Genomic DNA, 15,238 nt, shown 5'->3' on the forward strand with positions numbered 1-15,238 from the left:
CCGTGAGTGGCGGCCGCCATCTTGATACCGGGTAGCGGCTCTTGCGAGCGAGGTTCGTCCGGCATGGATTCTCCGGACCGCGACGAAGGGCCATTTACCCAGGATGAATCGCTCATCCCGGCGTGCTATGCGGGAGCCGTTTATGTTTCATCGGCTGTAGCTTTCAGCGGGAATCTTCTTCAACACACTCGTGAGCAATCCCTTCAACTCGGGCTCTTGAACACGAGCGGCGGCATCAGTCGGCGAAAGCCACTCGAGTTGTCTTTCTCCCTGCTCTGGAAACTTGCTGTGGACCCCGTCCACCTTGAGCAAGTGCGCCGCGACAACCGGAGCAACTTTCCTGCCATTCGCGAGTGTCTTGAGATAGGTGTAATAGCCCCATGGGCGTTTCTTCGCCTTTCCTGTTATGCCGGCCTCTTCCCACGCCTCCCGCTCGGCAACACGGTGAGGTTTCAGATCCTTGATAGGCCACCCTTTTGGTATCGTCCATCGGCGAGAGGCTCGCGTTGTGATCAGCAGAATCTGAACGCCTCCGTTCTCGCCGAACCGGTGGCAGATCGCCCCGATCTGCTCGACGGCGCCATCTTTCATCACGGTGGCGGCCAAAGGCGCGAGGCGCGCAAGGTAGCGTACATTGTTTTTCATTGCGCACCTTTACCAAGACAGGCCGGTTTGACCAAAAAGAGCCACGCGGTCATCGACGCAGACGGCAGGCCGAGTAACCTTTGATCGACGGCAGGGTGAGTCCAGGACCATCCAATGGAAGAACCGATGCTGCAGGACATGCGTGAGGACGCGAACCTCTTACTGACCGCGCCTCCGACACCAATACCTTCCAAGACTTGGCCAAAGAAAAGCGGCTTGGGCTGACATTCCGTCAAACGAACCGCAAGTTCAGGTTCCCCCGCAAAATGTGATCGAACGGTTCTTCAACAAACTCAAGCAGTTCCGCAGCATCGCGACGAGATATGACAAGGAACCCGCCACTTTCTCGCGGCCATAAGCCTGGCCGCGAGACGCATCTGGATCAGGTCGTACGACCCCATGCCCCGCCGACAGATATCGGACTAGAAACGATAGGTAACGCCCGCGCCGATCAGCCATGGATCGAGCTTGGCCTTGCCGCTGACACCGGCGCCACCGACATTGGCCTCGAAATCTGGTCTCAGGAAGATTTTCTTCGCATCGAAGTTCACGCCCCAGTGGTCGTCGACCATATAGTCGAAGCCAGCCTGTAGGGCGACGCCGAAGGTGTTCTTGACATCAAGGCTACGGGCACTTTTGCCTGACTGGTTGTAGAACAGCGTATAATTGACGCCGGCGCCGACATAGGGCCGAAAGGTGCCGAAATCGGTGAAATGGTATTGAAGGGTCAGGGTTGGCGGCAGCAGCCAGGTCTTGCCGATCTCTCCGAGCGTTGAAATTGAGCGACTGCCGTAAACATTGGCGTAGGTTGTGCCGAGGATGAGCTCGGCGGCGATATTCTCGTTGAAGAAATACGAGATGTCGAATTCCGGTATGACCGTATTCGAAAAGGAAAGGTCCGAACCCTGCAATCCGTCGACGCGGCCGGAGTCGTTGGTGATCACGTTAAGCCCCCGCAAGCGTATCTGCCAAGGGGTCGTGTCTGCCGCTGCAGCAGCGGCGGGCGGAGTAAATTGTGCCGTCGTCAGATCCGCCGCTTCGGCGGTGCAGGCAGCAACCAATGCTGCGGCGGTGATGATGGCGCGGACGATATTGCTGGAGATCATTTTTCCTCCTTCGACCGAGATTCGTGGTTCTCGCCTTTCCTGAGTCCCCACCGGTACAGCTAGCGAGGGGTTTACATCGGCTAACGCGGTGACCACCGCGGTAGCCGAGAGGCAAGCAAGCATCGTGCCGATGGGAGCATTGTTGCAGATCAATTGGATGGCATTCATAGCGCCTTGTGCTATGTCCGACAGTTGTCGAAGTTCTAACAACGCGTGTAACCGGCAGTGCGTGCGCTTTGTCGTCTCCCGCACCCGTATGAAGCTGGAGCCATCGCCATCAGCGCCACTGTAGCCGCCCCGCAGCTCAATGTGTACGGGCAGCCGGTATACGCTCAGCGTCCGACAGTCTGGGTGGAATCATTCTGCATCACAAAAATTATTTATCGTATCACTTTTATTCTTGCCAGCGGCATTAAATGTGATGCAACAAATGCATGAAGATCACCTACGACGAAACCAAGCGCAAAACCAACATCGCCAAGCACGGCTATGATTTCGCCGATCTGGACATGGATTTTTCGCTTCGTCTGTGGTGGTCCCGCCAAGGAAGGTCGCTTCACGGCGATCGGCGTTCTGCGCAATGGTGTGATTGCCGTAGTCTTCGCCCGCCTTGGTTCGGAAGGCGTTTCGATTATCTCCATGGGTGACGCCAGCCGGAAGGAAAGGAGTTTACTATGACCAATCTATCCCGCCGCATCCGCCGGATCTCCGACAAGGAGGAGGCAGACATTCAGCGCAAGATAGCCAGCGACCCAGACGCCCTAGAGGCCACCGACGAGCAGCTTAGGCAAGCAAAGCCTTTTGCTGAGGCCTTCCCGGACCTGGCCGAGAGCATCAAGCGTGCCAGAGGCCGACCGGCAGTTGAGAACCCAAGGCAGCAGATATCCATTCGCCTCGATCCGGATATCATTGACTATTACAAAAAGAACTGCGGCAAAGGCTGGCAAACCCGGATGAACGACGACCTTAGGAAGGCTGCCGGGTTGAAGAAGGCCGGTTAACTACTTCGCCCTCACCTTGAGCCGCACTGTCTGGTCGTACGTCCTGCCGCCCGCCGTCACGACACGGTTGACGAGGCTGTAATTCGTCCCGTCCGTGCCGGAGGAGAGCCAGACAGCGGGAGGCGGCCCTTTTGACCTTGAAGAATCCGAGTGCCGTCGAGCCGTTCGCAGGACTTCATGCCACTTGTTCGCTGGAGAACATGTTAGCCGTCGTAGGGAGCGGTGGGGTATGCATACATAGGGTCACTTATAAACCCGGACAACCAGGGGAGCTGGTCGGCCAGTATCCTGTCCGAGGTGAAGGACGACGGCTCGTCGGACAGTTGGCTATGACTACTGTGACGCAGACATTACCGAATCTCTCGCCTCGGCCCACACATGTCTTCATTCATCCGTAGAGTGGATCGGCGCCATCCAAGAAATCGATTTTACGGTTCGTACGGGATGTTGCATTAGGGTACATGCCCAGGGACACGTCGACCTACACGCCGAGCCCCTCAGAACCGGTGTCAGGACACCTCCCAGACGTGTCCCTGGGTACTGCTTTTCAGGTAAAATCGCCGAGGAGGCGAGCGCGATCAGGCGCAGCTTTCCAGCGCGCTCGCAGGCAATGCGCTCGTGCGGTCGCTGTTTCGGCAAAGATATCCGCGCGGCGTGTCTGCCTCGTGCTGACAATTCGATCGCTCCTCAGCAAAGGACAACGACATGCGCCAAACGTACGTGCAGTCGCCGAACGGCTTGGCGCGGGCTGCCGCTCGGCGGCAGCGCGAAGCGGTTCCATCAACGGCGGTGGCGTGCGCTGAGCGCAAGTCTAATGCCCCACAAGAGCGTCAGAGGCGTGGAAGCTCAGGCTCGACACGGAGGCGGTGGACGAAACACGTGTTCAGCTGATCAAGCGCATCATCGCCGGATCAGCAGTCAATTCCTATTTTTTTGTGGCCACTCCGTCACTCGCTGCCGCAGACGACGTTCTGTTTTCCTCCGACAATGGCACTTTCATCGCTTTCGGCGGAATCGGCCTTACTAACATCAAGGCCCAGGAATTTGTCTACAACGGCGCACAGTGCACAAACTCGGGTTGGGAGAGCAAAGGGCCACAAGTGCAGTCAGCTGAACTGGGAGAGCAAGGGAATCACCCTTTTCACCGCCGGTGCAGACGCGCAGATCGACGACGACCGGAGCGTGAAGGGCAGCGTCAACTTCGGCACCGGCGGCAACGGTCATATCGTCAACACCGACAGGCTGAGTCCTGGGCACGATGACTGGAGCGATCGCTCAAACCACCCCAACACCGATCTATGTGTCGCCGGAGCAATCGAATTGGATCGGATCATCTACAGCAATGAGACCAGCAGCATCACGATCGGCCCCCGTTTGCGCAACACTGACGTTCAGTGGACAGCCTATGGCGGATCGGGCACCCATTCGAGCGAGGATGGCTTCCGCGATCAGCCCGTTGTATGGGCAGACCGGGAAATTAGAAACAGCTATCGGCAAAAGGTTCCGGTTAGCTTCATCGGCCTGAGCGGCCATCAGGCCATCGGCGATCTCAGGATCCGCGGCGGCATTCAGGGCGACTTGAGCTTGGGTATCAGGGACATCGACGACCACTTCGGCGGCCCGGCGTTATCTGACGATATGGATCCGGCGCCGGCGATCGGCGCCTCGGTTGCGGTCAACTACGCATTGACGCCGGGTGCTTCGCTTTATCTGTCCGGTTCGTTCGAGCGCGTGTTTCACAACTGCGGCAAAATGGAAATACGGGACATGTTGGACGGAACCCGCCTCCCGTGGACGAAGGATGAGGCGGGGGCGAATTTCGAGGCGATCTCGATCTCCTTGGGGCTCAAGGGCTCGTTCTGACTTCCAAAGACGTCAACGCAAACATAAGGACGAGCACCGGGCTCGATCACGAGCTAGATGATTCGAACCCATTTGTGCATCATGCTCTAACGAGCAGCCCTGATCAGCGTCTCAGCAAGTCTCGTCTTTCCAGCGATGATTTCGGAGCCTTCATAGGAAAGATGACCGCTGTCTCGGTAAAGGAATTTGCCGTCGATCTCGGTCTTGCATGTTGTGTCGTCGCACAGATAGTCCTGGTAAGAGACAACCTCTACGTCAGCCTTCGAGGCCACTTGATTCAAGAGCTCGAGAGTGCGGGACCGCATGTGGCGGTAATCGCTGACATGTATCTTACAATCACTGTAGCGCCCGAGCATAACACCTCCCCTTGCCTTTCGCTCAAGGCAATCGGCGATATCGAAACTTGCGACTGGCGGCGGAGCAACAACCACCACTCGCTTGCCCAGGGCGCGAACAGCTTCAACGAGAGACTTGATACCCTCGGCGGCTCCATCCACCGAAGCTTCAACCTCCGCGAAAGTATCATTACTCCTCTTGAGCAGCATAAAGTCCTTCGATACGGCGGTGGCAAATGGGCTTGAAATGACGACAGTGCTCACCTCCGGCTGATTTTTCAGGATAGCCAAAACACTGTCATTGAAGCGAATACAGTCCTTGCCAAAGGCACGGGGGTAATAAGGAATGGTTGTTGAGCTCTTCGAGTAGGCAGCAACGCCAATGGCGGGGAGGCATCCGCTCATAGTGAGCTGAACCAGTCCGGCTTCTCCGACTGTTTTAGCCAAGCCGGGAACCAGTGCCATCGCAAAAGAATCGCCCCAGACCAGCAATTGTGGTCTGTCCGTCGTCTGGCAGTCCTTCGGGATACCCTGAGGAGGCGATCCGGCACTGAAAACACATGCGGTTCCCAAGCCGTAATTGATGCGTCGGATCTCAGCAAAGTCGACCTTACTTTGGGTTTCGGCAATGGCGAGTGAGGGTGCGAAGCCGAGAATAACCGATACGGCGAGCAGGCCTGAGGCCATCCTCCTGCGAGACATGACGAGCCCCTGCCGAAACGGCTCCTCCACGAAACGGTGAAGAGCCAAGCTCGCAACAAAAGAGAAAGCAACTGCCGCATAGATCGCAAGCGCAGGCGGCTCTGCCAGCCAAACAGCCCTCACATAGACGAGCACGGGCCAATGGATCAGATAGAGCGCGTACGAGATGTCCCCAATCCTCGCCATGCCTCGAACTGCCACATTATTCCCGCTGGGCGCAAGCAGGAGGATTAGGGTTCCCAAACCAACCAAAGCGGCATCAACGCCAGGGTGTTGGGAACCAACAGGGGCAATGGGAATAACGAGGAGAAGCGCGAGCGCCGGCAGGCGCAGCGCCGCAAGCTTGGCAGCCACGCGAGAGCTGGCGGGAAGCAAAGCCCCGAACGAACCAATGGCTATTTCCCAAAATCGGGTGGGTAGAAGATAAAATGCAGCGGATGGGTCACGAGAAGCCACGTAAAGACATAGCACGACGCTGGCAACGAGGAGCGAACTAACTCCCGTGAGCCACCATCTCTTGGGAGTCAAAGCCAAGAAGGCAGGAAGCAGCAAATAATACTGTTCTTCGACGGCGAGCGACCAGAAATGCAGAAGGGGCTTCGTTTCGGCGGCTCCGCCAAAATAGTCCGACTGAAACCAAAAAACGATACCGGCGGTAAATGTAAGCGCCCCGAGGACCTGAGTACGAAACTCCCGCAGGCCGACGTCTGACAGAAAGAAGGGCGCAGCAATCGTTGTGAGCGCAATGACGACATAGGCCGCCGGCAACAGACGTTTCGCACGCCGATAATAGAATTCCCAAAAGCTGAAGCGTGATTGCTCAAGCTGTGTCTTGATGAGACCTGTGATCAGAAAGCCCGAAATCACGAAGAAAATATCAACGCCAAGATAACCCGCTGCGAACGGCTCGACACGGGCATGATAAAGGACAACCAGCAGTACAGCCAACCCCCGCAAGGCCTGGATATCACTTCGAAATTCTCGCGGCATGGAAGACCTGATAAAATTCTCGATTTAAGTGGATGAACTGAGGACTCGGGGCACGTTGTCAGCCATAGCTGTCTGCAGGAACGAAGTGAAAAATGGCGCCGTCTGGAATCATTCGTCGAATTGATTTCGACCCGTTGTCCGTTTCCTCCCCAATGACGAAGAAAGTCGCCGGCAGCAGGTGTTGTGTGCTTGATTTCGGTCAATTGATGCTCCTCTAATGAAGCATGTCCGGTAATTCGTAAAATCGATTGTTTGGATGGCGTGCATCCACGCGCTGGATCGCTCGCATACCCGCTTTGCTCTTCGAGAATACGAATGCGATGACCTGATAAAAGCCCCAGGAAAAAGGAAAATGGGCGAAACGATCACAGGTCATGCGACAGGCGATCCTGGATGGTGATGAGCGCTTTCTGCCAGATCCCGAGACGTTGCCTTTTCTGAATTCATGTTTCCGGCAATTGGCGCGCGGGTCGAAAAACTTCTTGCCTCGGGCTTGGCGAGGTCGCGATTTGATCGCCATGTAAAACCATACCTCCTCGACAATTGGCTTTATCGTCGGGTTCGCCAGGGGGTGTGTCTCTGGGTAGGTTTTCGATGCCTTCCAAACAAGCCAGAGCGTAGGTTCTCGCCTCGCTTCAGATCGCGCAACACTCCGACCTTGAATGTCAGAAAAATGTTGGCTATTTTCTGACATATGAAAACCACTGCGACCTCGGTACCGGATCAGATCATGAGGCGCGCCCGTGCACGCGGGCGTGGTGGGGTTTTCACGCCTAGCGACTTCCTGGATTTGGCTGAACGCGCGGCGGTCGACCAGGCGCTCTCCCGAATGGTCAAGGCTGGAAAGCTTCGGCGCCTGGCGCGAGGCCTGTACGACTTCCCGAAGGTCCATCCGCAACTTGGTCCCCTTTCGCCGACTCCCGACGATGTCGCGCAAGCATTGGCGCGGGAGACTGGATCCCAGGTGCAGATCGCGGGTGCGCGTGCAGCGAACGCGCTCGGTCTTTCCACTCAGGTTCCGGCAAAGAGCATCTATCTGACCAATGGCCCCTCCCGCCGTGTCGTACTGGGCAAGCGCGTGGTCGATCTGCGTCACGCCTCGCCCAAGCATCTGATCGCTCCGGGCAGCGCGGCCGGCACAGTCGTACAGGCCCTTCGTCACGTGGGGGCGGTACGTGCCCGCGACGTTGCACAGATCGCGGCGCGTCGTCTTTCGGTCAGCGACAAGAAGAAGCTCGCATCGACTGCGGTCCAAGCTCCCGCCTGGATGCGGCCGACGCTTGTTTCGATCGCCAATGCAGCGTCGGGCGAGATCGATGGATAAGGTAGCTCTTCTTCCAGCCGGGGATCGGGCAGCCCTCTTTGGCGAAACAGGCGCTGGCCGAGGAGTCGCCAATACGATCATCGAAAAGGACTTCTGGGTCTGCTGGACGTTGAAGCGACTTTTCGGCCTGCCTGAGAAGGATCCCGCCACCCTTGTCTTCAAAGGTGGCACGTCCCTTTCCAAGGCGTTCGGCGCAATCCGTCGCTTTTCCGAAGATATCGACCTGTCTTTCGATCGAGCGGATCTCGGCTACACGGGCGACCGCGATCCTGAGAAGGAAGGCATCAGCAAGAAGCAAGCGAACAAACTTATTGAAGCCCTGGTGAGCGATGTCGAGAAGCACATTGCGGAGAAGCTGCTTCCGGCTCTTCGATTCGCTATCGTCGAGCAACTCGGCGAGCCGACCAAAAGCGAATGGTCGTTGGAAATCGACGCCAGCGACGCGCCGACGGTGAACTTCCACTATCCGACCGTGCTACCTACCTCCGAATATGAAGACATGGCCTACATCACCCCACGGGTGAAGCTCGAACTCGGCGCGCGCGGCGATCCATGGCCCGCTGAACAGAGGATCATTCGCCCATATGCGGCGGAGGACTATCCCGACTTCTTTGAAGAGCCTGAAAGCACCGTCACCGTCCTCTCCGCCCGCCGCACCTTCTGGGAGAAGGCGACTGCGTTGCATGCGGAGGCGCATCGCCCCGCCGAGTCTCCGACGCCGCAATATTTTTCGCGGCACTACTACGATCTCGCGATGCTCCTCGGCACGGACGAGGGCAAAGCCGCCTCCACCGATTTCGAGCTTCTCGCTCAGGTCGCCAAGCACAAAGCAACCTTCTTTCGTTCCGGCTGGGCCAGTTACGACATCGCCCGTCCAGGCGCGCTACGGCTCTTGCCGGACGAAAGGCGGATCAAGGACCTCCGCGCCGACTACAGGGCAATGGCCCTCATGATGTTCGATGAGAGCCCGCCATCCCTCGACGAAATACTTGCGAAACTCGCGGCTCTCCAAGAAACAATAAACAAATAGCACAAGGCGAACCTGTGGGGAGAAAAGTCCATTGGCTCGTTACGATCCATTGACCTGCGCCTGATTGACGACTTCGTCGACTTCGCTCGCGGGGGCGGCTACGTGCTGGATTTCTCGGAATCACAAGGCGATCGAGTTCCTTGAATAGCCTTGATGTCCTGAGCCTGTCGCGCTCGACGCTCCTGACCATGGGCAAATACTTGCCGCGGCAAGCCGCAGCAACCAGCTGCCATCGGAGCGTTCGTCGCCATAACGCGTTCGCCATAAGGCTCGATCGGCTACATGGGTGCTTCAGACCGCATTCGCCGGACCAACGATCACCGCCACGACTAGCTATCGGCTTTGGCATGCCGGTGTACGATTCGCTGGAGCCTATGGCGGAGGTTTAGGCCAAATGCAGAGGGAGCTTTGTATCACGCCGCAGGACAACGCCGCCGCTTGCATGCTCACGAGAGCCTTCGGCCATTGTGCTGTAGATGGCGAGGCATTTGCCGGATGCCGCAGTTCTTGGGTATGTTCACGCGCGATTCACTCCGACCCAAGAAATCAGCTGCGTTTCGAAAGGTGAACTGGATCCATTGGAAAACGCTCTAACGAGCAGCTTTGATCAGCCTCTCTGCAAGTCTCGCCTTTCGAGCGATAATTTCGGAGCCTTCATAGGAAAGATGACCGCTGTCTCGGTAAAGGAATTTGCCGTCGGTCTCGGTCTTGCATGTAGTGTCGTCGCAGAGAAAGTCGTGGTAAGAGACAACCTCTACGTCAGCTTTCGAGGCCACTTGGTCCAAGAGCTCGAGGGTGCGGGACCGCATTCGGCGGTAATCGCTGACATGTATCTTACAATCACTGTAGCGCCCGAGCATAACACCTCCCCTTGCCTTTCGCTCAAGGCAATCGGCGATATCGAAGCTTGCGACTGGCGGAGGAGCAACAACGACCACTCGCCTGCCCAGGGCGCGAACGGCTTCGACGAGAGCCTTGATCCCCTCAGCGGCTACATCTTCCGAAGTTTCAACCTCCGTGAACGCACCATCACGCCTCTCAAGCAGCATGAAGTCGTTGGATACAGGGGCGTCAAATGGGCTCGATATGACGACAGTTCGTATCTCCGGCCGGCTTTTCAGAATAGCCAACACACTGTCATTGAAGCGAATACAATCCTCACCGAAGGCGCGGGGATAGGGAGACGCTGCCCGCCTCGAGAAGGCAGCAACGCCAATGGCGGGGAGGCATCCGCTCATAGTGAGCTGAGCCAGGCCGGCTTCTCCGACTGTCTTGGCCAACCCGGGAACCAGTGCCATGGCAAATGAATCGCCCCAGACCAGCAATCGTGGCCTGTCCGTCGTCTGGCAGGCCTCCGGGACACTCTGAGGAGGCGATCCAGGTGTGAGATCACACGCTCTTCCCAGGCCATAATTGATCCGCCGGATCTCAGCAAAGTCGACCCTGCTTTGGGTTGCGGCAATGTCGACTGCGGGTGCGAAGCCAAGAATAACCGATGCGGCAACGAATCCTGGGGCCAGCCTTACATGCGACGTGACCACCCCCCGCCGGAAGGGTTCCTCGACGAAACGGTAAAGAGCTAAGCTCGCAACAACTGAGAAGGTAATTGCCGTATAGATCGCAAGCGCAGGCGGCTCTGCCAGCCAAGCAGCCCGCACGTAGACGAGCACGGGCCAATGGATCAGATAGAGCGAGTACGAGATGTCCCCGATCCTTGCCATGCCTCGAACCGCCACATTATTCCTGCTGGGTGCAAGCAGGAGGATCAGGGTTGCCAAGCAAACCAAAGCGGCATCCATGACCGGGTTCTGAAGGCCAGTAGGGGCAATGGGAACAATGAGGAGAAGCGCGAGCGCCGGGAGGCGAAGTATCCCAACCTTGACAGCCACGCGAGAGCTGGCGGGAAGCAGCGCCCCGAGCGAACCAATGGCCATTTCCCAAAAGCGGGTCGGCAGAAGATAAAATGCAGCGGATGGGTGACGAAAGGCAAGATAGAAACATAGCACTGCGCTGGCAACGAGGAGTGAACTAACCCCCGTGAGCCACCATCTTTTGGGGGTCAAGGCCAAGAAGGCAGGGAGCAGCAGGTAACACTGCCCTTCGACGGCGAGCGACCAGAAATGCAGGAGGGGCTTCGTTTCGGCGGCTCCGCCGAAATAGTCCGACTGAAACCAGAGAACAATATTGCCGGTGAATGTGAGCGCTCCGAGGACCTGATTTCGGAACTCCTGCAGGCCCATATCTGACAGGAAGAAAGGCGCAGCAATCGTTGTGAGCGCGATGACGACATAGGCAGCCGGCAACAGACGCTTCGCGCGCCGATAATAGAAATCCCAAAAGCTGAAGCGTGATTGCCCAAGCTGCGTGCTAATCAGGCTGGTGATCAGAAAGCCCGAAATCACGAAGAAAATATCAACGCCAAGATATCCGAACGGCTCGATGCGGGCATGATAAAGGACAACCAGCAGGACAGCCAAACCCCGTAAGGCCTGGATATCAGTTCGAAACTCTCGTGACATTAGTGGACCTGTTGAAATTCTCGATTCAAGCGGATCAACTGAGGGCTCGCAAAGGGTGGTACTCAGCCAGAGTTGCCCGCAGCAAGGACGCAAAGTTCATGCCTTTCTGCGGTCGTACGTTGCTTTAGCTTGCCGTTCTTCCGTTTCTCCGCCGGTACAAGACGTCGGCTTCACGTGGGTCACCACCAGGTCCGGCCGCGGTCCAACTTCGACTTGCCTTCGAGTCGCCGTTGAAGGCCCCTGTCGGCCCGACGATTACAAAAGAACTTGGCGACTTCGACATGGTCGGCGAGTTGCAACCCACATTCCCAGTGCAGCTTGCACCGCACCTCAAAGCACATGCAAAGACCTCCGCCTTCTTGCTCGCTCCCGAGGCAGGCCGCGATCGAAGCTGCGCCTGATTGGTGCGCATCAGACGTGGTCGCCAATTATTGCGATGCTCTCCATTGAGCCGGCATAATCCTTGCGCCAAGTTCCAGTCCGATCGGTTCTCAAGCCATTCCGTCCTTCCAGCGCTCGCAGTGGGCCGCCGATGTGATTGATTTCATTCGATTGATGTTCTTCTAATGAAGCATGGCCCCGTAACTCGTAAAATCGATTATTTGGATGATCCACATTCGCGCCCCGGATAGGGCGGTCCGGTACGCCTCTTTAAAAACACGCGGCACGGTAAACGCTCTTCGGATCCTTCGCGATTGCTGGCGTATGCGGGTCTGCTCCCGTGACTAGTATTGTGGCGATCGATCGACTGAGAAGCGGCTTGGTTTCGCGCGGCATCAGTGTGTGCGCTCAGTTCGCGGTGTGTGACCAACCCGGCAATGATGTGGGGCGTAGGCCTTTCGACGCTGTGGAAAAGAGATTTGTGACGCGCCAGTCAAGACTAGAGCCTCCAACAGCGCACACGCCGCAAAGTCGCGCTCAGCATGAACGCACAGCTTCAGATGCGACCTTCGACTATCCATGACCTGGATGTGTTCAATCCAATCATTCGATTTTGCCGAACTTACGGGATGTTGCATTAGGACCGACCACACCGCGAGCGGGTGGTTTGAACAGTACCCCCATACACGTTAGCCATGTACCGTTTTCCGGTATGACCCGTTGTAAATTAAACTGAGGCGAAAACAATTTTGAGACGTCGACGCAAGCCCCGCAGCCGGATCTCCGCCAAGACGAACGCGTGATCCTCGCAAACGGCGCGAGCATTTCAGTTCGCCGATGTCTAATGCTTGATCGGGCGGCTCGCCCGGAATCCGGACCCGTGGTGCTCATTGGCGGTCGCACGCGGGCATCAGAAGATCTAACAGCACGAAAGGCAATTGAATGCTTAGTTCCGCTCACTCCGATCCGAAGGATCTCGAAGCAATCGCCCGCAGCGGCGGGACTGTCCGCCGCATAGCGGCCCGAGTTCCTACGTATCTTACGGATGTGCGGGAGAACCCGGCTTGGCTGCCGATGTTCCTATTGGCACGCACGATGCCGTTCCGCAAGGCGCATTGGCTAACCGCAAGACCCGTTGTGCGGGACAAGAGTGCTACGCCTTCCATTTTCGGCGACCTCCAGGCGGAAGCGATCGCGGCGGAACTGCGGAGAACCGGTATTTTTACGGGCCTGACCCTGCCAAGCCCAATTCAGGAAGCAATTGCACGCTTCGGGCACGAAACCCCTTGCTTCGGCAATTTCGAACGCAAGCTCGAGTTCCTGGCCGGCGATCATGCCGAAGCCGAGCGTCGCTTCGGCCGCACTATTTTGAGCGGCCATCATTATGAGCGGATTATGCAATGCGACGCCGCCGTAGCCGTGCAGCACGACCCGCTGCTTCTTAATGTGGCAAGGCACTATCTCGGGGGCGAAGCCAGATTGATCACGACGCGGACGTGGTGGAGCTTCCCGACGAAGAGCGCCTCAGAAGCGGATCTGAGCCGTGCTTCCTTCAAGTTCCACTTCGATCTCGATGATTGGCGCATGCTGAAGTTCTTCTTCTATCTGTCCGACGTCGATGCCGATTCCGGCCCGCATGTCTACGTGCGCGGCAGCCACAATCGTCGCCGTTTGAAACATCAGCTGACGCTACTCGTCGGGCATCCGGCGGAGGATGTGCTGGCTTTCTACGGTGAAGAAAACGCCATCACTTTAACCGGCAAGGCGGGCACAGGCTTCGTCGAAGATCCGTTCGGCTTCCACATGGGCACTGTGGCAAAAGAAAAGCCGCGTCTGATGATGGAGATCGGATTTGGCGTCTCGAAACCATCAAAGCGCCGATACCACGGTGAGCCAGTCATTCGGTAATGTCCGCCGTGCGGCCGCGATCATGCTGATCCAATGCTTAGGGTTCCAAAAATGGAACCTTAACGGCTATACAGGACTATGGCTGCTCGGCCATAGTGACTCGCCTGCCAGTTCTACTGGATCGTGAACGAAAAAATCAACTCAAGGAAAAGTGCCGGCGCAAACGCCTCATCAAGGCGGAAGCAACAGTAGAACGCGATAGGGCACGGGGGGGATACCGTCGCGAGATAAACATGGAGAAATGCATGCTTATTGCGAACCCTGGACAGAAAAAAGCGGAGCCCAAGGCTGTTGATATGCATGTCGGCCATCGAATTCGCATGCGGCGTGTATGGATGTCGATGACACAGACGACCCTTGCCGATCAAATCGGGGTGACGTTTCAGCAGGTGCAAAAATACGAGAAGGGCATCAACCGAGTCGGAGCGAGTCGCTTGCAACAGATCGCCGACGCGCTGGACGTGCCACCATCGTACTTCTTCGAAGAAGTGCCTGGCGCCGGCACGAACGGCTTCGATCGCGGCGCCGTGCAATACCAACTTCAACCTGAAATTATCGACTTCGCGGCGAGCGACGAGGGACTCGCACTGATTAGGGCCTTCACCCGTATCGGGGATGCGAGCGTTAGAAGACAAGCCATTAGTTTTCTAAGGGCTGTCGCGGATCGGGATGGATGAAGATCAGGCTTCGGGATCTGAGAAGCCAAGGAATGAGCAACATTCAACATAGCCCTGCCGAACGCCGGAGATAATCTGCAATGGCAATTTTCGGAAGGTCATGATCTGATCAGGCTCTACCGGCTTTGGCGGTACTTTCAAGTCGGTAGGATCCTGAAGATTGCAAGGCGGAATTTCCCTCGGTTGTCTTGGTAGTCGATTGACGGCTGGCCGGCTCCATGAGGTACTTCGGGCTCCTCTGTCCCGTTTCTGAGCCCAAATTCTAATCCTCCTGCTTCATCTGGCGAAAATATACGCGAACAAGGCCGTTATCGGCACAACAACAAAGGCCATGATGGCATCAAGGACCCTGCTTTCGCTAAACCAGGAGGAGCAACTTCTAAATGCCACCAGGTTGGAGGCGGCAGGAGCGCATGCGCTGCCAAGAAGATCCCGCGGAAGCGGTTCCGACAGCCGCATCCTGGGCAGTGCGCGCAACCCTTTCCTTTGAAATCGCAAGAGCGCTCTGCGGCGACAAGCGCTCCCTGCGCCCCCGAATTCTCGGCGGAAGAACCGTGCGGTCGAAAATGCCAGAAATGCATCAGCTCTTGCTAACTGGGGATACTAATGTCTTCACCTTTGCTCAGCAGCAGCTTGTGACCTTGTTCCTGAACTGAGCTCACTGCGCGAAGTGCCTTGGTTACCGGACGCTGGCTGTACTGGCATACTTGTGCGAACGCGGGTCAACCGCAACCCTTCAGACGCCATATGCACCCGG

The 15,238-nt window shown here is 57.0% G+C and carries 11 protein-coding genes and 1 pseudogene; 7 read left to right on the forward strand and 5 right to left on the reverse strand.

Annotated elements, in window-relative coordinates; translation table 11 throughout:
* Positions 1–147: 147 nt before the first annotated feature.
* Together ACFHWW_RS03045 and ACFHWW_RS03050 are read right to left on the reverse strand one after the other, a co-directional pair.
* A complete protein-coding gene (locus tag ACFHWW_RS03045; RefSeq protein ID WP_379937270.1) occupies positions 148–645 on the reverse strand; it encodes an NUDIX hydrolase in 498 nt (165 codons plus the stop codon).
* A gap of 422 nt (positions 646–1,067) precedes the next feature.
* Positions 1,068–1,751 (reverse strand): OmpW family protein, encoded by a 684-nt coding sequence (locus ACFHWW_RS03050; protein WP_379937271.1) that lies wholly within the window; start codon positions 1,749–1,751, stop codon positions 1,068–1,070.
* A gap of 434 nt (positions 1,752–2,185) precedes the next feature.
* Here ACFHWW_RS03050 and ACFHWW_RS03055 point away from each other — a divergent pair.
* The 3 genes and pseudogenes from ACFHWW_RS03055 to ACFHWW_RS03065 all read left to right on the forward strand — a co-directional run bounded on the left by ACFHWW_RS03055 (position 2,186) and on the right by ACFHWW_RS03065 (position 4,615).
* Positions 2,186–2,429: pseudogene (locus ACFHWW_RS03055) on the forward strand (BrnT family toxin).
* The gene (locus ACFHWW_RS03060) at positions 2,426–2,752 is read left to right on the forward strand and encodes a BrnA antitoxin family protein (RefSeq protein WP_379937272.1); all 327 of its coding nucleotides are present in this window, start codon (positions 2,426–2,428) and stop codon (positions 2,750–2,752) included. Before ACFHWW_RS03055 ends, ACFHWW_RS03060 begins: the two are co-directional and overlap by 4 nt.
* Before the next feature lie 1,044 nt (positions 2,753–3,796).
* A complete protein-coding gene (locus ACFHWW_RS03065; protein ID WP_379937273.1) occupies positions 3,797–4,615 on the forward strand; it encodes an omptin family outer membrane protease in 819 nt (272 codons plus the stop codon).
* An 86-nt stretch (positions 4,616–4,701) separates the two neighbouring features.
* Here ACFHWW_RS03065 and ACFHWW_RS03070 read toward each other — a convergent pair whose 3' ends face one another.
* Positions 4,702–6,642, reverse strand: coding sequence for an acyltransferase family protein (locus tag ACFHWW_RS03070; protein WP_379937274.1), 1,941 nt, complete (start codon positions 6,640–6,642; stop codon positions 4,702–4,704).
* Between the two features lie 214 nt (positions 6,643–6,856).
* Positions 6,857–7,162 carry a hypothetical protein gene (locus ACFHWW_RS03075; RefSeq protein ID WP_379937275.1) on the reverse strand — a complete coding sequence of 102 codons (306 nt, stop codon included), beginning with the start codon at positions 7,160–7,162 and terminating at the stop codon, positions 6,857–6,859.
* Positions 7,163–7,372: 210 nt separating this feature from the next.
* On the opposite strand from ACFHWW_RS03075, the gene ACFHWW_RS03080 reads away from it, so the two are divergent.
* Complete coding sequence (locus ACFHWW_RS03080; protein ID WP_379937276.1) at positions 7,373–7,966, forward strand: DUF6088 family protein; 594 nt, start codon at positions 7,373–7,375, stop codon at positions 7,964–7,966.
* Positions 7,959–8,996, forward strand: a complete 1,038-nt coding sequence (locus ACFHWW_RS03085; RefSeq protein ID WP_379937277.1) for a nucleotidyl transferase AbiEii/AbiGii toxin family protein — start codon at positions 7,959–7,961, stop codon at positions 8,994–8,996. Before ACFHWW_RS03080 ends, ACFHWW_RS03085 begins: the two co-directional genes overlap by 8 nt.
* A gap of 590 nt (positions 8,997–9,586) precedes the next feature.
* Here the strand turns inward: ACFHWW_RS03085 and ACFHWW_RS03090 are convergent.
* Entirely contained in the window at positions 9,587–11,515 is a 1,929-nt protein-coding gene (locus tag ACFHWW_RS03090; protein ID WP_379937278.1) for an acyltransferase family protein, read from the reverse strand.
* A 1,323-nt stretch (positions 11,516–12,838) separates the two neighbouring features.
* Here ACFHWW_RS03090 and ACFHWW_RS03095 point away from each other — a divergent pair.
* Positions 12,839–13,804, forward strand: a complete 966-nt coding sequence (locus tag ACFHWW_RS03095; protein WP_379937279.1) for a hypothetical protein — start codon at positions 12,839–12,841, stop codon at positions 13,802–13,804.
* Positions 13,805–14,049: 245 nt separating this feature from the next.
* On the forward strand, positions 14,050–14,481 hold the full coding sequence (locus tag ACFHWW_RS03100; protein ID WP_283067984.1) for a helix-turn-helix domain-containing protein: 432 nt from the start codon (positions 14,050–14,052) through the stop codon (positions 14,479–14,481).
* Positions 14,482–15,238 lie beyond the last annotated feature (757 nt).

The organism is Sinorhizobium sp. P24N7 (genome assembly GCF_042436655.1).
In the GTDB taxonomy this organism is placed as follows: Bacteria; Pseudomonadota; Alphaproteobacteria; order Rhizobiales; family Rhizobiaceae; genus Sinorhizobium; species Sinorhizobium meliloti_A.